The organism is Pseudomonas sp. Mb7 (assembly GCF_054790525.1).
In genome coordinates this window covers 3,171,318-3,187,659 of record NZ_CP186501.1, presented here as the reverse complement: position 1 = coordinate 3,187,659, position 16,342 = coordinate 3,171,318, and the positions used below count along the sequence as shown (strand labels likewise).

The 16,342-nt window shown below is 60.5% G+C and carries 16 protein-coding genes; 9 read left to right on the top strand and 7 right to left on the bottom strand.

From position 1 onward, the window contains the following. Window positions 1-118: 118 nt before the first annotated feature. On the bottom strand, window positions 119-1,015 hold the full coding sequence (locus ACOYXH_RS14300) for a LysR substrate-binding domain-containing protein (protein WP_220556462.1): 897 nt from the start codon (window positions 1,013-1,015) through the stop codon (window positions 119-121). 112 nt (window positions 1,016-1,127) lie between these two features. On the opposite strand from ACOYXH_RS14300, the gene ACOYXH_RS14295 reads away from it, so the two are divergent. From ACOYXH_RS14295 to ACOYXH_RS14285, 3 genes are read left to right on the top strand one after another with little or no spacing between them, the layout of a single operon-like run. Next, a complete protein-coding gene (locus ACOYXH_RS14295) occupies window positions 1,128-2,150 on the top strand; it encodes an aldo/keto reductase (protein ID WP_095124525.1) in 1,023 nt (340 codons plus the stop codon). Further along, the gene (locus tag ACOYXH_RS14290; protein WP_095048022.1) at window positions 2,147-2,944 is read left to right on the top strand and encodes an SDR family NAD(P)-dependent oxidoreductase; all 798 of its coding nucleotides are present in this window, start codon (window positions 2,147-2,149) and stop codon (window positions 2,942-2,944) included. The genes ACOYXH_RS14295 and ACOYXH_RS14290 overlap by 4 nt, the downstream gene beginning before the upstream one ends. Window positions 2,945-2,965: 21 nt before the next feature. Continuing rightward, the gene (locus ACOYXH_RS14285; protein WP_250604307.1) at window positions 2,966-3,376 is read left to right on the top strand and encodes an SRPBCC family protein; all 411 of its coding nucleotides are present in this window, start codon (window positions 2,966-2,968) and stop codon (window positions 3,374-3,376) included. 139 nt (window positions 3,377-3,515) lie between these two features. Here ACOYXH_RS14285 and ACOYXH_RS14280 read toward each other — a convergent pair whose 3' ends face one another. Beyond that, window positions 3,516-4,910, bottom strand: coding sequence for a sensor histidine kinase (locus ACOYXH_RS14280; protein WP_220556461.1), 1,395 nt, complete (start codon window positions 4,908-4,910; stop codon window positions 3,516-3,518). Further along, complete coding sequence (locus tag ACOYXH_RS14275) at window positions 4,888-5,571, bottom strand: response regulator transcription factor (RefSeq protein WP_007914996.1); 684 nt, start codon at window positions 5,569-5,571, stop codon at window positions 4,888-4,890. The genes ACOYXH_RS14280 and ACOYXH_RS14275 overlap by 23 nt, the downstream gene beginning before the upstream one ends. 307 nt (window positions 5,572-5,878) lie before the next feature. Here ACOYXH_RS14275 and ACOYXH_RS14270 point away from each other — a divergent pair, with 307 nt between their 5' ends. After that, window positions 5,879-6,808: a hypothetical protein gene (locus ACOYXH_RS14270; protein WP_095048019.1), complete on the top strand. Its 930-nt coding sequence runs from the start codon at window positions 5,879-5,881 to the stop codon at window positions 6,806-6,808. 24 nt (window positions 6,809-6,832) lie between these two features. Here the strand turns inward: ACOYXH_RS14270 and ACOYXH_RS14265 are convergent, their stop codons facing one another. Beyond that, window positions 6,833-7,042, bottom strand: coding sequence for a hypothetical protein (locus tag ACOYXH_RS14265; RefSeq protein ID WP_141231768.1), 210 nt, complete (start codon window positions 7,040-7,042; stop codon window positions 6,833-6,835). Here ACOYXH_RS14265 and ACOYXH_RS14260 point away from each other — a divergent pair. The 4 genes from ACOYXH_RS14260 (at window position 7,035) to hcnC (ending at window position 10,790) form a co-directional block, all read left to right on the top strand. After that, the gene (locus tag ACOYXH_RS14260) at window positions 7,035-7,574 is read left to right on the top strand and encodes a hypothetical protein (RefSeq protein ID WP_007915001.1); all 540 of its coding nucleotides are present in this window, start codon (window positions 7,035-7,037) and stop codon (window positions 7,572-7,574) included. The genes ACOYXH_RS14265 and ACOYXH_RS14260 overlap by 8 nt on opposite strands. Before the next feature lie 240 nt (window positions 7,575-7,814). Further along, complete coding sequence (gene hcnA / locus ACOYXH_RS14255; RefSeq protein ID WP_194936307.1) at window positions 7,815-8,132, top strand: cyanide-forming glycine dehydrogenase subunit HcnA; 318 nt, start codon at window positions 7,815-7,817, stop codon at window positions 8,130-8,132. Next, a complete protein-coding gene (gene hcnB, locus ACOYXH_RS14250) occupies window positions 8,129-9,538 on the top strand; it encodes a cyanide-forming glycine dehydrogenase subunit HcnB (RefSeq protein ID WP_460065054.1) in 1,410 nt (469 codons plus the stop codon). The genes hcnA and hcnB overlap by 4 nt, the downstream gene beginning before the upstream one ends. Next, a complete protein-coding gene (gene hcnC / locus ACOYXH_RS14245; RefSeq protein ID WP_095048017.1) occupies window positions 9,531-10,790 on the top strand; it encodes a cyanide-forming glycine dehydrogenase subunit HcnC in 1,260 nt (419 codons plus the stop codon). Before hcnB ends, hcnC begins: the two co-directional genes overlap by 8 nt. Window positions 10,791-10,925: 135 nt before the next feature. Here hcnC and ACOYXH_RS14240 read toward each other — a convergent pair whose 3' ends face one another. Continuing rightward, on the bottom strand, window positions 10,926-12,734 hold the full coding sequence (locus tag ACOYXH_RS14240; RefSeq protein ID WP_095048016.1) for a monovalent cation:proton antiporter-2 (CPA2) family protein: 1,809 nt from the start codon (window positions 12,732-12,734) through the stop codon (window positions 10,926-10,928). 262 nt (window positions 12,735-12,996) lie between these two features. Between ACOYXH_RS14240 and ACOYXH_RS14235 the strand changes: the two genes are divergently transcribed. After that, window positions 12,997-13,911 carry a LysR family transcriptional regulator gene (locus tag ACOYXH_RS14235; RefSeq protein ID WP_220556457.1) on the top strand — a complete coding sequence of 305 codons (915 nt, stop codon included), beginning with the start codon at window positions 12,997-12,999 and terminating at the stop codon, window positions 13,909-13,911. Here ACOYXH_RS14235 and ACOYXH_RS14230 read toward each other — a convergent pair. Next, the gene (locus ACOYXH_RS14230; protein WP_095048014.1) at window positions 13,901-14,671 is read right to left on the bottom strand and encodes a substrate-binding domain-containing protein; all 771 of its coding nucleotides are present in this window, start codon (window positions 14,669-14,671) and stop codon (window positions 13,901-13,903) included. The genes ACOYXH_RS14235 and ACOYXH_RS14230 overlap by 11 nt on opposite strands. A 12-nt stretch (window positions 14,672-14,683) precedes the next feature. Continuing rightward, window positions 14,684-15,976 carry an MFS transporter gene (gene tcuC, locus ACOYXH_RS14225; RefSeq protein WP_095048013.1) on the bottom strand — a complete coding sequence of 431 codons (1,293 nt, stop codon included), beginning with the start codon at window positions 15,974-15,976 and terminating at the stop codon, window positions 14,684-14,686. Window positions 15,977-16,342: the final 366 nt, after the last annotated feature.

Below are 16,342 nucleotides of genomic sequence, written 5' to 3'. Positions count from 1 at the left end.
GAGTGTAGATCCACCGCAAAACCTGTGGGAGCGAGCCTGCTCGCGAAGGCTTTGGGTCAGTCACATTCGATGTTGGATGTGCCGGCCCCTTCGCGAGCAGGCTCGCGAAGAGGCCCTGTCAGTCAGCGGCTATCTCACCGTCAGTCAGGACTTTCCTGAAGGTTTCCACCAATGGCCGCAGATTGATCCGGTGCCACGCCGCCCACAACGGCGTGGTCAACGTCAGCCACGGCAGTTCGCGCAGCACCACACCCGGCGGTGCGTTATGGCTCAGGCCTTTTTGAATCATCGCAATCCCCAGCCCCGACGCCACCAGACCCAGCGCGGTAAACGGTTCGGTCGCCTGCATGCGCACATCCGGGGTGAAGCCGGCGCGAATGCAGGCGCTGGCAAACTCATCTTTGGCATCCTGACGCGGCTGCACGCCGATCCATTCCTGATTGGCCAGATCCTCGGGACTCAACGCCGCTTGCTGCGCCAAACGATGCTGCTCCGGCAACGCCAGCAGCATCGGGTCATCGAGCACCTGGAAACTCAGCAGATCCGGATCGTCATCGGTCGGCGGCTCGCTCACCAACGCGATATCGAGACTACGCTGTCGCAAGCCCTCCAATTGCTCGGCGGAGCTGAGGTTGTACAACGCGACGTGTACGTTGGGACGATCCGCGCGTAACACGCGCAAGGCATTGGGCAAGACGCCGGCGTGCATAGCATTTTCGATATAGCCGATGCACAAACCGCCTTCTTCGCCACGACCCAGGCGTTTGCCGAGGGATTCCAGGCGATTGGCGTGGGTGAGCAGGGCGCGGGTTTCGGCGAGGAAGGTCTGGCCATCACGGGTCAGGCGAATGCGTTGCTGACTGCGCTCGAACAGCGTCAGGCCCAGGCGTTCTTCGAGCTGGGCGATCTGCCGGCTCAGCGGCGACTGGGAAATATGCAGCCGTTCGGCGGCGCGGCCGACGTGTTCTTCCTCGGCGACTACAACGAAGTAGCGCAATTGGCGGATGTCGATCATGTCAGACCTATAGGGACTCAAGTGCTGCAGATTATGTCTTGGACGGTCTCGGTGTCGCAATCTAGGATCTGCTCAACGGTCACGCCGACCAAGAACGTATGAGGACAATCCAATGAGCTTGAAAGACAAACTTCCCGGTCAACTGGGCTTCGGCACCGCGCCACTGGGCAACATGTTCCGCGCCATCCCCGAAGAAGAAGCGCAGGCCACCGTGCACGCCGCGTGGGATGCCGGCGTGCGCTACTTCGATACCGCGCCGTTCTACGGCTCCGGTCTTTCGGAGATCCGCCTCGGCGAAGCACTGAAGCAGTACAAACGCGACGACTACGTGCTGAGCAGCAAGGTCGGCCGGGTGATTCTCGATGAAATCGAAGACGCCGCCGCCCGCGATCTCGGCGAGAAGAGCGGGGTGTTCGAGCACGGTCGGCCGAACAAGATCGTCAACGACTACAGCGCCGACGCGACTATGCGTTCGATCGAAGACAGCCTCAAGCGTCTGCAAACCGATCGCCTCGACATCGTCTGGGTGCACGACATCGCTCAGGATTTTTACGGCGATCAATGGCTGGAGTACTTCAATCAGGCCCGCACTGGCGCATTCAAAGTGCTCACCCGCTTGCGCGAAGAAGGCGTAATCAAAGGCTGGGGCCTGGGCGTGAACAAAGTCGAGCCGTGCGAACTGACCCTTGATCTCAGCGAAGCGCAGCCGGACGGTTTCCTGTTGGCCGGTCGCTACACGCTGCTCGATCACGAACGCCCGCTGCAGCGCTTGATGGATGCGGCTCGGGCGCAGAACGTTGAAATCGTTGTCGGTGGCCCTTACAGCTCAGGCATTCTCGCCGGCGGCTCGCACTTCGAATACCAGCAGGCCAGCCCTGAAGTCATCGCCAAGGTCGAGCAGATCAAACGCATCGCCGCCGCTTACAACGTTGATATCAAAGCCGCCGCGCTACAGTTTTCGCTGGCCAATCCGACGGTCGCTGCAGTGATTCCCGGCGCGAGCAAACCCGGTCGTATCGCCGAAGATGTCGCGGCGTTGTCGGCGATCATTCCTGCCGGTTTCTGGCAGGCGATGCGCGACGCCAGACTGGTTTCTGAACGTGCACCATTGCCAATCGATGAGGTGAAGGCATGAAGATTGATCTGAGTGGAAAACTGGCCATCGTCAGCGGCAGCACCGCCGGCATTGGTCTGGGCATCAGCCAGTCGCTGGCCGAATCCGGCGCCACCGTGGTGGTGATCGGCCGCGACACGGCCAAGGTCGAGCAGGCGCTGGCGAGCATTCGGCAGAAAGTGCCGGGGGCGCAGTTGCGTGGTTTGACTGCGGATCTGGGCACGGCCGAGGGCGCGCAAAAACTCTTCGCCGCTGAGCCGCGCGCGGACATTCTGGTGAACAATCTCGGCATCTTTAATGACGTGGATTTCTTCGATACGCCGGACAGCGAGTGGACGCGCTTCTATGAGGTCAATGTGATTTCCGGCGTGCGCTTGGCGCGGCACTACGTGCCGGCGATGGTCGAGCAGGGCTGGGGCCGGGTGATCTTTCTTTCCTCGGAATCCGGCGTGGCCACGCCAGCCGACATGATCAACTACGGCGTCACCAAAAGCGCCAATCTGGCGGTGTCCCACGGTCTGGCCAAACGTCTGGCTGGCACCGGGGTGACGGTCAATGCGATCCTGCCGGGGCCGACCTTCACCGACGGCCTGGAAGACATGCTCAAGGAGGCTGCCGCCGAATCCGGGCGCAACCTGCGCGATGAAGCCGACGCCTTTGTGCGCAAGGCCCGCCCGACCTCGATCATCCAGCGCGTGGCGGATGTCGAAGAGGTCGCGCATCTGGTGACCTACATTGCTTCGCCGCTGTCCTCGGCCACCACCGGCGCCGCGTTGCGCGTCGATGGCGGCGTGGTCGACAGCCTGACTATCTGAATTCTGGAGAGACGTTTATTTATGCCAACAGCATCCGCAACCATCGACATTCCGGCCTCGGCCGATCAGGTCTGGCAATTGATCGGCGGCTTCAACACGCTGCCCGATTGGCTGCCCTTTATTCCCAACAGTGAGCTGAGCGACGGTGGCCGTGTGCGCACCTTGCAGACCGCTGACGGCGCTGTGGTAATCGAGCGACTGCAAGCGTTCGATAACGCCGCGAAGACTTACAGCTATTCGATCGAACAGGCACCGTTCCCGGCGACTGATTACTTGGCGACGATCAAGGTTGAAGCCCAAGGGCAGGGTGCACGGGTGACGTGGTCGGGTCGTTTCAACGCCAAAGGCGTGAGTGATGAGGAAGTGGTGGCGTTGTTTAACGGCATCTATCAGGGTGGCCTCGAGGCACTCCGTGCCAATTACCCCGCTTAATCATCAAACAAAAAGACCTGTGGGAGCTGGCTTGCCAGCGATTGCGGTGGTTCAGTCACCTTATACGGCGGCTGACCGGCCCCCATCGCTGGCAAGCCAGCTCCCACAGGGACCGCGTCGATTTGGAGTGTCGGCAGAGTCAGGAATTTTCGATCAGGCTCTGCCGGCAATCGAGCAGCAGTTTCGCCCCGCCCAGATCACTGCTGCCGACTTCAAGACTGAAGCCATGCAAGCTGACAATCGCCGCCACAATCGACAATCCGAGGCCAAAGCCACCCTGCGGCTGCCCACCCTCGGCGCGATAGAAGCGCTGGAACACCGCCTCACGCTCAGCCTCGGGAATCCCCGGCCCTGAGTCGTGCACCTCAATCCGCGTCTGCCCACCGGCGTTCACCCCACGCAACATCACCGTGCCGCCCGGTGGCGTGAACTTGATCGAGTTGCTCAGCAGATTGGCCAAGGCCTCGAACAGCAACGCCCGATCACCATTGAGCGGCGGCAGGGTCTCCGGCATGTTCAGCTCGAAACGCAGCTCGCCTTCCTCGGCCAATGGCAAATAAAACTCGTGCAGTTCTTCCAGCAATTGCACTGGATCGAGCTCGACAAAACCTGAACGGCGCTGGCGATCCTCAAGCTCGGAAATCCGCAACAACCCGCGAAACCGCGCCATCAGCGTGTCCGCTTCGGCGAGCACCAGATCCAGTTGCGCCGCTTCCTGCGAACCTTCACCAGCCTGCTGCTGCATGCGATACAACTGCGCGCGCAGGCGCGTCAGTGGCGTGCGCAGATCATGGGCGATGTTGTCGCAGACGCCTTTGACTTCATTCATCAAGCGCTCGATGCGCTCCAGCATCGCATTGACGATGGCCGCGAGCATGTCCAGTTCATCGCGGCGATTGGACAGGGGCAGGCGCCGGGTCAGGTCGCCGGCAACAATCGCCTGAGCGCTGGCCTGAATCGCCCGGATGCGCCGCAACGGCCGACGCCGCAGTAAATGCCAACCGGCAATGCCCGGCAGAATCGTCAGCGACACGCCCCAGAACAACGCATGCAAAATGATCCGCGTGACGGCGAACAGCGAGCCGTTGTCGCGCAGCAACACCAGCCAGCGCCCATCGCGGGTTTGTGTGGCCACCGCATCGCAGCTGTCATTGGGCAGGGTCGGGTCATCGGAGTCGGCGCATTCGGCAAGCATGTGGATCTTGCCGTCCAGCGGCAGGCCTTCGGGGATCTGCTGGAGCGCTCCACCGAGGTAAACGCCGTTGGCGTCGAACAGGCCATAGGCGTCGATGCCGCGAATGTCGAAGGTCATGCTGGCGGCGAGGGCGTCTTCCAGTTGTTCGCCGCGAAAGTGCGAAAACAGGTGCTGACGTTGCATCAACGAGTGTTTGGCGAGGTTGTCGAGGTAGCCGGAGACCTCGTAATACATGACCCCCATGAGGATCGCGCTCCAGGCCACGAACAGCGAACTGTACAGCGCCAGCAATCGGCTGCTGGAGGAGCGCCAGCCGTCAGACGGGTTCGGCAATGACATAACCCGAGCCCCGTACCGTGCGGATCAGCGGCACATGGCCGGCGGCGTCGATCTTCTTGCGCAGACGGCCGATGTGCACGTCGATCAGGTTGGTCCCGGGGTCGAAGTGATAACCCCAGACCTCTTCGAAAATCATCATCCGCGAAAGGATCTGGCCGCTGTTGCGCATGAGGAATTCGAGCAGCTTGTATTCGGTCGGCAGCAGCGTCAGCACTTGTTCGGCGCGGCGCGCTTCATGGCTGATCAAATCAAGTTCGAGGTCGGCCACCTGCAACGTCGTTGCCTGAGTGGCGCCGCTGTTCTGCCGACGCAGCAACACTTCCACCCGCGCGGCCATTTCATCGGTGGCAAACGGTTTGGTCAGGTAATCATCACCGCCAGCGCGCAAGCCGCGTACGCGCTCGTCGACATCGGAGAGGGCGCTGATCATCAGAATCGGCGTGGCCACGCCCATGGTACGCAGCGTGGTGACGATGGCCAGGCCATCGAGTTCGGGCAGCATGCGGTCGAGGGTGATCAGGTCGTAGTTGCCGCTCACGGCGCGGTCGAGCCCTTCGCGGCCATTGTCGACCCAGTCGACTTCCAGCCCGTGGCTGCTCAGTTCGGCGACGATTTCCCGAGCGGTCACGGCGTCGTCTTCGATGGTCAAGATACGAGTCATAGGCAGGCCTGCTGATCGGTTCAAACGGAATGGCAGCATTTTGCCAAGAAAATCCGCTGGCGCTTTAAATTAACTTTCATGTTGACCTGTCACAAACGCAGATTTGGAGCGCTATTGATACTTGAGGCCAATGCATAAAACCCGCTGTTATCCGGCAATTATTGCAATTTGCAAGGTTTGCGTAAGTTCATTCTTTCTAACTTATTGAAATTAAAAATTTTATTTAATTTTCGCGAATGGCACGGTCACTGCAATTCCTCTGCTGACGAGTTGTAACACCATTTTTCATGCCTGGAGCAGAACAACAATGAATAGATCTTCTGATGGGTTTTATCCTGCCGTTGAAGAGTCGAGCAGCGTTTCGGGCGTGTCCTGGGGCGCGATTTTCGCAGGTGCCGCGGCTGCCGCTGCCCTGTCGATGATTTTGGTCCTGCTCGGGTTCGGTTTGGGTTTCTCTGCCGTTTCACCGTGGGCCGGAGAGGGCGTCAGCGCCAAGGGCCTGGGCATTTCAACGATTGTCTGGCTGGCGCTGACGCAAATCATCGCTTCCGGCATGGGCGGTTATATCGCCGGTCGCTTGCGGGTGAAGTGGGCGAACATGCACGGTGACGAGGTGTATTTCCGCGACACCGCGCACGGCTTCCTGGCCTGGTGTGTGGCTACATTGGTCACTGCAGTTCTGGTGGTCGGCTCGGTCAGCAGCGTGATCAGTGGTGGTGTGCAGGCCGGTGCCAGTGTGGCTGGCGGTGCTGCCAGCGCCATGACTCAAGCAGCCGGTTCTGCGGCGGCCAACACCGACAGCAACCAGTACGGCTACTACATCGACAGCCTGTTCCGCGATGACCGTCCGGCCTCTGTCAGCGATGACGCCGCTCATGGCGCTGTGGCCCGCATCTTTGCGCAAAGCCTGGCCAACGGTCAGCTGAGTGCTGAAGACCGTACTTACCTCGCACAACTGGTCGCGCAACGTACCAACCTGACTCAGGCCGATGCCGAACGTCGCGTTGACGAGATTTATGCGCGCACTCAGAAAGCCCTCGCCGACGCCAAAGTCAAAGCTCAACAAGCCGCCGACACCGCTGCGAAAGTCGCTGCCTTGACCTCGCTGTGGATGTTCATTTCGCTGTTGGCCGGTGCGTTCTTCGCCAGCCTCGCGGCTACTTACGGCGGTCGTCGTCGGGATGCCGTCGAGTACGTAGAAGTCGACACCTACACCACGACCACTCCAGTCCGTTAAACAAGGAGCATCACCATGCGCTCATTACTGCTGTTTTTCCTCGGCGTACCGATCCCGATCATCATCCTGATCGCCCTGTTCGTGCACTGATTGCTCCATTGAGGCCCATGCCTCGGCCGTTTCCACCTTCGGGTGGAAGCGGCTTTTTGCTTTCTGACGGGCAACAAGGGGAAAATCCGCGTCGGCAACGGGGCGGCCGTTGCGCGCACGTTTAAGGATGAATACGTTGAACAAGCAAGCAATCAAACGAAAAGTCGTCGAAATGCTCGATAGCGGGCATTCCAGGGCCGAAACCTTCAAGGCGTTTTCGGGTGGCAAGGTCAAGGATCGAGTGCTGGCGGGCTGGATCGGGGCGCATCCGGATCCCGCCCTGAGAAAACGACACGCCGTTAAAGTCAACATTCTGGTCGCACTGATGGGTATCTGGGGACTTCTCGGGGCGATAGCCGGGCTGCTTCAAATCAATGACGGTGGCATCGCTATGGCATTGACCATGGTCTTGATTATTGGCGTGATTCCGCTCTTGTTTGCGTGGGGCTTTTACAAGGGCATCGCGGTGATTTACACAATCTATGTCACCTTCACGATCAGCCAGATTCCTCGTGAATTCTACGGCTTCAGTGAAGAACCCGTGTCGACTCTGCTCGGCGTGGCGTTCATTCTGGCCATGGTGTTCTACGCCGCCTGGGTCAAATCGCTGCTGTTTCCGGACCTCGCTTTGGTCGGTACAAGGAAGATCAAAGGGCAGTACGTCTTCTCCAATTGATCGTTGGACAATCCAGCCGCTTTCACTGGCCTGGATCAATATTTCGCCGGGCGATATCGCCTAACGTAAATGATCCAGGCCTTTGCTGAGGCATGAACTACAGTGCTTCACGCGCACCTTGTTGCGCTGACGAAGTAGCTGCGTCGACGCCCCTCACAGCCACAATAAACGCGTCGACCCGGTGTAGTGCAGCAAGGAGCTGACACCACCTCAACCGAACTCTCACGGATGAACATAGCAATGCACTGCCAAGAAAGAACCTTCGATATCCAGCCGTTGGCGCAGGCGGACATGACCGTCCACATCAACGGTCAAGCGGTCACCGCCGCCATCGGCGAAACCGTCCTCAGTGTTATCCAGTCCCTCGGCGTTCGCCAGATTGCCCGTAACGATCACGACCAGATCACCGGCGCCTATTGCGGCATGGGCGTGTGCCAGTGCTGCCTGGTGAAAATCAACGGCCGGCACAAACGCCGTGCCTGCCAGACTGTGGTGCGTGACGGCATGCAGATCGAAACCCAGGTCAACCGCATCACCACGCAGGAGGTGATCGTATGAGCCCGCAACCGGTCATCGTCGGCGGCGGCCCGGCGGGGATGGCGGCGGCCATCGAACTGGCGCGCCACGGGGTGCGCTGCACCTTGCTCGAAGAAGCTTCACGCCTTGGCGGTGTGGTCTATCGCGGGCCGCTGCGTGACGGCGTGCAGCTGGATTATCTCGGCCCGCGCTACTCCGAAGCGCTGGGCAAACTGCACGGTGATTTTCAGGAACAGGCCGGGCTGATCGATGTACGCCTCAACCATCGTGTGGTCGGCGCCGAAGGTACTCGTGCATTGGTAGTGCTGGATGGCGATGAGCAATTGCACGAGATCGAGTATCCGCAATTGCTCCTGGCTGCCGGTTGCCACGAACGCAGCGTGCCGTTTCCGGGCTGGACGTTGCCGGGGGTGATCATGCTCGGCGGTCTGCAACTGCAAATCAAAAGTGGCGTGGTCAAGCCGCAAGGGCCGGTGATCATCGCCGGCACCGGGCCGTTGCTGCCGCTGGTGGCGACGCAGTTGCATGCGTCGGGCGTCAGCGTCGCGGGCGTGTATGAGGCTTGCGCGTTCGGCAAGATTGCCCGCGAAAGTCTGGCGCTGCTGAACAAGCCGCAATTGTTTCTCGATGGTTTGAGCATGCTCGCCTACCTGAAACTGCACGGCATCCCGATGAACTACGGCTGGGGCGTGGTCGAGGCGCATGGTGAGGGCGAGCTGAAAAGCGTCAGCGTCGCGCCGTACTCGGCCACGTGGGAACCGGACATGAGCCGCGTCGAGCGTTTCGAAGCCAAGACCCTCGCGGTCGGTTATGGCTTTATTCCGCGCACCCAACTGAGCCAGCAGATGGGCCTGGATCACGGCTTCAGCGATGACGGTTATCTGCGCGCCAACGCGAACGTCTGGCAGCAAAGTAACGAACCCCACGTGCACCTGGCCGGTGACATGGGCGGGATTCGCGGTGGAGAAGCGGCGATGCTCGCCGGCAAGATCGCCGCAACCTCGATTCTCCTGCAACGCGGCGTGCTCGAAGAGGAATTGGCGCGTGTGCGCCGCGACCGTTACTTGAGCAAACTCAAAGCCATCGTGCGCTTTCGCGCTGCTGTGGATCGCTACACCGAACGCGGCGTCGGCCAGACCGCATTGCCTGCCGCTGACACGGTGATCTGCCGTTGCGAACACGCGACCCGCGCTGACATCGACCTGGCGCTGGAGCAAGGCGTGCAAGACATCGCCAGCCTGAAAATGCGCACCCGCGTAAGCATGGGCGATTGCCAGGGGCGCATGTGCGTCGGCTACTGCAGCGATCGCTTGCGTCAGGCTACCGGGCGCAAGGACGTCGGTTGGTTGCGTCCGCGTTTTCCGATTGATCCGATTCCTTTTTCCGCGTTCCAGTCCGTTGGCACGGAGGCCGCTGCCCATGAGTAAGTTCTACGACGTGATCATTGCCGGCGGCGGCGTGATCGGGGCGTCTTGCGCCTATCAATTGTCCAAGCGCAAAAACCTCAAAGTGGCGCTGATCGATGCCAAGCGCCCGGGCAACGCCACCCGTGCGTCGGCCGGCGGTTTGTGGGCGATCGGTGAGTCGGTCGGCCTCGGCTGCGGGGTGATTTTCTTCCGCATGATGTCGGCCAACCGCAAGCGCGAAACCCAGGGCGCGGCGGTGGCAGTGGACGCAAGCACGCCGCACATTCTGCCGGAGTCATTCTTCGATTTCGCCCTGCAGTCCAACGCGCTGTACCCGGCGCTGCACCGTGAGCTGAAAGACAACCACGGCATGGATTTCAAGTTCGAAAAGACCGGGTTGAAATTCGTCATTTACGACGATGAAGACCGGCTCTACGCCGAGCACATCGTCGGCTGCATTCCGCACCTGGCCGATCAGGTGCGCTGGCTCGACCAAGCGGCGCTACGCGAGTCTGAACCGAGCGTCAGCCACGAAGCACGCGGGGCACTGGAGTTTCTCTGCGATCACCAGGTCAGCCCGTTCCGCCTCGCCGATGCCTACATGGAAGGTGCACGGCAGAACGGCGTCGACATCTTCGTCAACACCAACGTCACCGGTGTGTTGCATCACGGCAGTCGCGTCACCGGTGTGCAGACGGCCGAGGAGGGCGTGTTCCACTGCAAGACGCTGATCAACGCCGGTGGTGCCTGGGCGGCGGACTTGAGTGAATGGGCGACGGGTATTCGTATCCCGGTGAAACCGGTAAAGGGCCAGATTCTGCTGACCGAGCGCATGCCGAAAATCCTTAACGGCTGCCTGACCACCAGCGACTGCTACGTGGCGCAGAAGGACAACGGCGAGATCCTGATCGGCAGCACCACCGAAGATAAGGGCTTCGACGTCACCACCACCTACCCGGAAATCGCCGGGCTGGTGCAGGGCGCGGTGCGCTGCCTGCCGGAACTCAAGGACGTCAATCTGAAACGCACCTGGGCGGGTTTGCGTCCGGGCTCGCCGGATGAGTTGCCGATTCTCGGACCCATGCGTGGGGTGGAAGGGTATTTGAATGCCTGCGGACACTTCCGCACCGGCATTCTGACCTCGGCGATTACCGGTGTGCTGCTGGACAAACTGGTCAACGATGAGCCGTTGCCGCTGGATATCACGCCGTTTCTGGCGGACCGCTTTGAAGTCGCGCCGGTCAAGCAAGCGTTGGAACTGGAACTGGCCTGACCTTGGCAAGATGATCGTTCCCACGCTCCGCGTGGGAATGCCTCAAGGGACGCTCCGCGTTCCAGCTTGCGAATTGGAACGCAGAGCGTCCCGGGCTGTATTCCCACGCGGAGCGTGGGAACAATCGGGTGTGGCTCAGGTGTTGCGGGATTCTTCTTCTAGCTGGTCCGATTCGAACAACCGCGCCAGTTCCGCCCGAGCTTCCTGGGCGGTTTGCAGGACTTTCGCCGCGTCGTCGTAGATCGCGTGCTGCGCCTCCAGCACCTGTTCGTCGTGGTGCTTGAAGCGCTTGATCCGCGCATCGGCCTGAGCCTGGGTGAGACCGAGCCCGACCAACGTGCGCCGACTCATCTCCAGACTTGAGTAATACGTCTCACGAATCGCCTCCGCGCCAACATCGACCAAACGGTGCACGTGCTGACGGTTACGCGCCCGGGCGATGATCTTCATGTGCGGATACAGCTTGCGCACCACCTCGGCGGTCTTGATATTGGTCTCCGGATCATCCGTGGCAATCACGAAATATTCCGCCTCACCGACCTTGGCCGCATTGAGGATTTCCGGGCGCATCGGGTCGCCGTAGAACACCGGCACACCGCCAAAACTGCGCGACAGTTCAATGGTTTCCACCGAGGTGTCCAGCGCGACGAATTTGATGTTCTGCGCACGCAGAATCCGCGCGACGATCTGGCCCATCCGGCCCATGCCGGCGATCACCACGCGTGGCGTGTCAGTGTCGATCTCACGGTATTTTTCCGGCACTTCCACCGGCTGCACTTTTGGGCTGACCAGCCGCGCGCAGATCAGCAGCAACAACGGCGTCACCGCCATCGACAGGGTGATGGTCAACACCAGCAAGTCATACAAACGCGGTTCGAACAGGCCCTGGTCGCGACCGATCTTGAACACCACAAAAGCGAATTCACCACCGGCCGCCAAGACGATACCGAGGCGAATCGCACTGACCTTGTTCAAGCCACCAGCCAGACGCCCGACGACGAACAGCAGCGGCAATTTCAGCCCGATCAACAGCAGCGTCAGCCCCAGCACGGTGATCGGCGCACTCAGCAGCAGGCTGAGGTTGGCGCCCATGCCGACGCTGATGAAAAACAGCCCGAGCAGCAAACCTTTGAACGGCTCGATCTGCGCTTCCAGTTCATGGCGATATTCCGAATCCGCCAACAGCAAACCGGCAAGAAACGCGCCCAGCGCCATCGACACACCGACCAGATCCATCAACCACGCCGTGCCGATCACCACCAGCAACGCCGTGGCCGTCGACACTTCCGGCAAACCGGTTTTCGCCACCACGCGGAACACCGGACGCAACAGATAACGCCCACCAACTACGACCACGGCAATACCGCCGAGCACCTGCAACGCATGGTTCAGGCTTTCCGCGTTACTGGTGTCGTGAGCACCACCCGCCAGCATCGGCACCAGTGCGATCAACGGGATCGCGGCGATGTCCTGAAACAACAGAATCGCAAACGCCAACCGCCCATGGGGGCTGGTTAGTTCTTTGCGCTCGGCCAGACTTTGCAGACCGAATGCCGTCGAGGAAAGGGCCAGGCCAAGGCCGAGCACGATCGCACTGTTCAGCGGTTGGCCAAACACCGACAGCGCCAGCACGCCGATCACCGAAGCCGTCAGCAACACCTGCGCCAGACCAACGCCGAACACCGATTTGCGCATCACCCACAAACGTCGCGGCGACAGCTCAAGGCCGATGATGAACAACAGCAACACCACGCCCAGTTCGGAAATATGCGCGACGCTTTGCGGGTTGCCGATCAGGCCCAGCACCGAAGGACCGATGATCACCCCGGCAAACAGATAACCGAGCACGGCGCCTAGTTGCAGACGTTTGGCCAAAGGCACGGTGAGCACGGCCGCGAACAGAAAGACGACAGCGGCTTGCAACAGATTGCCTTCATGGGGCATGGGGGGTTACTCCTGACAACGGTACGGCGGGGGTGACAAGGATAAGGGCTACAGCGACTTTTCATCCACCGAAGATCCCCTGTAGGAGCTGTCGAGTGCAACGAGGCTGCGATCTTTTGATCTTGCTTTTGCCTTCGAAGAATCAAGATCAAAAGATCGCAGCCTGCGGCAGCTCCTACAGGGGATCTTCATGTGGTCTGTAATAAATTGCATCAATTGGTTACATTTATAGCCTAAGCGAATCAATCTCCCGAGTCCCGCCATGGCCATCAACTTCGACCTCAACGACCTGCAAGCTTTTCGCGCCGTGGTCGAGCAGGGCAGTTTCCGCAAGGCCGCCGACACCGTGCGCCTCTCGCAACCGGCCTTGAGCCGGCGCATCGAAAAGCTTGAAGACGCCCTCGGCGTAAAACTCTTCGAACGCACCACACGCAAGGTCAGCCTGACCCAGGCCGGGCGCGGATTCATGCCCAGTGTCGAGCGTTTGCTCGATGATCTCGACGTTGCGTTATTGGGCATCAGCGAAGTCGCATCGACCCGTTTGGGCCATGTCACCGTTGCTTGTGTGCCTTCGGCGGCGTACTACTTCATGCCCCGCGTGATCGCGCGCTATCACCAGCAGTTTCCACGGATCAAAGTCAAAGTGCTCGACTCCAGTGCGCACGATGTCTTGAGTGCGGTGGTCAATGGCGAGGCGGATTTCGGCTTGAGTTTTCTCGGCACGCAGGATGCCAAAGTCGAGTTCGAACCGCTTGTGCAGGAGTGCTACGTCGTCGCTTGTCGCCGCGATCATCCGTTGGCCGGGCGCAGTAGCGTGACGTGGGATGAGTTTTATCAGCAGGATTACATCTCGCTGGACAAGACCTCCGGCAACCGCTTTCTGCTCGACCAGGCGTTGAGCACGGTGGTGCCGCAGCGCTCGAGCGTCTGCGAAACCCGGCATGTGACAACGATGATCGGTCTGGTGGAGGCGGGGTTGGGGGTGGCGGCGGTGCCGCTGATGGCGATGCCTGGGCCGGATCATCCGATCCTGACGCGGGTGCCGCTGACCGATCCGCAAGTGATGCGCAGTGTCGGCATCATCAAGCGCCGGGGTCGCACGTTGACCCCGGCGGCATTGGAACTGGAGCGGCTGGTGGTGGAAATGAAGGTCCAGCCGCCGATTGTCAGCGCTTGACCGAATCCAGTCCGGTGGCCTGCACGTCTGCTTGCGCGGCCGGCGCGGCGAGGTAAGCGAGCAGCGCTTTGGCTTCTTGCGGATGCTGTGCGCCGACCGGAATCCCTGCGGCAAAACGCGTCACCGACTGCACCGATTCCGGAATCTTCGCGACGAAACTCACACCCGGCACCGGCAGCAATTCGCTGACCTGCTGGAAGCCCAGTTGATAGTCGCCGGTGGCAACCACTGAACCCACGGGGATTTTCGCAATCATCTTGGCCTTCGGTTTCAGCTGATCTTCGATGCCCAGTTTCTTGAACAACTGCTGCTCGATGTAGACGCCGCTGGCGCTGTCTGAGTAGGCCACCGATTGTGCGTCGAGCAGGGTTTTCTTAAGGCCGTCGACACTGCTGATGTCCGGTTTCGGCGCGCCTTCGCGCACCACCAGGCCGATCCGCGAATCCGCCAGTTCAACGCGCGAGGCTGGGTCGACCTTGCCTTGCTTGATCAAGTCATCGAGGGCATAGCCGACCATGATCACCACGTCGGCGTGTTCACCGCGCGCGAGGCGATTGGGGATCGCCTCGGGTGCTTTGCCCATCGACGGACCGAGGCTGGTGGTCAGTGTGTTGCCGGAGGCGGCGGCGAATTTCGGGCCGAGGATTTTGTAGGCGGCGGTGAAGCCGCCGGAGGTCATCACGCTCAATTCTTCGGCCTGGGCCGCGAGGTTGAACGCGAGACCGGCGAGCAGGGCGGTGACAGTAAACAGTTTTTTCATGGCGAGTTTTCCTCAGGCCGCGACAGGTTGCAGACGACCACCGGCACGGCGGTACAGATAAAGAGTGGCGCACAAGGCACATAGCGCACCGATGCTCATCCAGTAACCCGGCGCGGCTTTGTCGCCGGTGTACTGAATCAGGAAGGTCGACATCGCCGGGGTGAAACCGCCGAAAATTGCCGTGGCCAGGCTATACGCGAGGGAGAAACCGGCAACCCGCACTTCCACCGGCATGATCTCGGTGAGCGCCGGAATCATTGCGCCGTTGTACAAGCCGTAGATAAACGACAGCCACAACAGTGACAGCAGCATGTGGCTGAAGCTCGGCGCCTGCACCAGGTACGACAGCGCCGGATAAGTCGTGGCCAGGGCCAGCAGCGACATGGCAATCAGCACCGGGCGACGGCCGATACGGTCGGACAACAGGCCGCCAATCGGCAACCAGAAGAAGTTCGACACACCGACCAGCAGCGTCACCAACAGCGCGTCGGACGTGCTCAGGTGCAGCACGGTTTTACCGAAGGTCGGCGCGTACACGGTGATCAGGTAAAACGCGGTAGTGGTCAGCGCGACCATCAACATGCCGCCGAGTACCACGCCCCAGTTCTGGCCGAGGGTGCGGAACACTTCGCCCATGCTTGGGCGGTGTTTGCGTGCGGCGAACTCTTCGGTTTCCGCCAGGTTACGGCGCAGGAAAAAGATGAACGGGACGATCATGCAGCCGACGAAAAACGGAATCCGCCAGCCCCAATCGGCCACCACATCCGGCGCCATCCATGCGTTCAAGGCGTAGCCCAAAGCGGCGGCGACGATGATCGCCACTTGCTGACTGGCCGACTGCCAAGCGGTGAAGAAACCTTTGCGGCCCGGCGTGGCGATCTCGGCGAGATACACCGACACACCGCCCAATTCCGCCCCGGCCGAGAAGCCTTGCAGCAAGCGCCCGATCAACACCAGTGCCGGCGCAAACAGGCCGATGCTTTCGTATCCGGGCACCAGCACAATCAGGATCGTGCCGCTGGCCATGATCGACAGCGTGACGATCAACCCTTTGCGCCGACCTACGTCATCGATGTACGCACCGAGCACGATGGCGCCCAGCGGACGCATCAAAAAGCCTGCGCCGAACACCGCAAAGGTCATCATCAGGGAGGCGAACTCACTGCTCGCCGGAAAGAACACCGCCGCGATCTGCGTGGCGTAGAAGCCGAAGAGGAAGAAGTCGAATTGTTCGAGGAAGTTGCCCGAGGTCACCCGGAAAATGGCACCGGCCCGCGAGCCGTTGTGTGGGATTGAGGCTGTCATAGAAAAGTACTCCACCGCTTTTATGACGTGCGCGACGGGAGGGCGGCGCACGGTTTTTATTGAGGTGGATGGTGGCGCAGGTGTAACCGGATGTTAATTGCATTATTGGCATGGATTGATGTGCAAAGTGGATCAATGGGGTTTTTTGGGTACAAATCCATTGCTGCTGTAACGGCTGTTTATGGTTTCGCCACCCCAGCCCTCTCCCGAGGGAGAGGGAGCCGATTTCGGTTGGTTTTGAAACTTGCATTCGACTCGGTATCGCACGTCGGCACACTTCTGCCAAACACCTCGGTCAGTCCCCTCTCCCTCCGGGAGAGGGCTAGGGTGAGGGGCTCTTGATTTCCTCTAGCACCCACCCCTGGC

What these genes read in the sequence shown, in the direction of transcription:
- hcnA (WP_194936307.1), top strand. Translation starts at nt 7,815, where the DNA reads ATGCACTGCCAAGAAAGAACCTTCGATATCCAGCCGTTGGCGCAGGCG.
- ACOYXH_RS14290 (WP_095048022.1), top strand. Translation starts at nt 2,147, where the DNA reads ATGAAGATTGATCTGAGTGGAAAACTGGCCATCGTCAGCGGCAGCACC.
- ACOYXH_RS14240 (WP_095048016.1), bottom strand. Translation starts at nt 12,734, where the DNA reads ATGCCCCATGAAGGCAATCTGTTGCAAGCCGCTGTCGTCTTTCTGTTC.
- ACOYXH_RS14275 (WP_007914996.1), bottom strand. Translation starts at nt 5,571, where the DNA reads ATGACTCGTATCTTGACCATCGAAGACGACGCCGTGACCGCTCGGGAA.
- ACOYXH_RS14285 (WP_250604307.1), top strand. Translation starts at nt 2,966, where the DNA reads ATGCCAACAGCATCCGCAACCATCGACATTCCGGCCTCGGCCGATCAG.
- ACOYXH_RS14270 (WP_095048019.1), top strand. Translation starts at nt 5,879, where the DNA reads ATGAATAGATCTTCTGATGGGTTTTATCCTGCCGTTGAAGAGTCGAGC.
- ACOYXH_RS14235 (WP_220556457.1), top strand. Translation starts at nt 12,997, where the DNA reads ATGGCCATCAACTTCGACCTCAACGACCTGCAAGCTTTTCGCGCCGTG.
- tcuC (WP_095048013.1), bottom strand. Translation starts at nt 15,976, where the DNA reads ATGACAGCCTCAATCCCACACAACGGCTCGCGGGCCGGTGCCATTTTC.
- hcnB (WP_460065054.1), top strand. Translation starts at nt 8,129, where the DNA reads ATGAGCCCGCAACCGGTCATCGTCGGCGGCGGCCCGGCGGGGATGGCG.
- ACOYXH_RS14295 (WP_095124525.1), top strand. Translation starts at nt 1,128, where the DNA reads ATGAGCTTGAAAGACAAACTTCCCGGTCAACTGGGCTTCGGCACCGCG.
- ACOYXH_RS14280 (WP_220556461.1), bottom strand. Translation starts at nt 4,910, where the DNA reads ATGTCATTGCCGAACCCGTCTGACGGCTGGCGCTCCTCCAGCAGCCGA.
- ACOYXH_RS14300 (WP_220556462.1), bottom strand. Translation starts at nt 1,015, where the DNA reads ATGATCGACATCCGCCAATTGCGCTACTTCGTTGTAGTCGCCGAGGAA.
- hcnC (WP_095048017.1), top strand. Translation starts at nt 9,531, where the DNA reads ATGAGTAAGTTCTACGACGTGATCATTGCCGGCGGCGGCGTGATCGGG.
- ACOYXH_RS14230 (WP_095048014.1), bottom strand. Translation starts at nt 14,671, where the DNA reads ATGAAAAAACTGTTTACTGTCACCGCCCTGCTCGCCGGTCTCGCGTTC.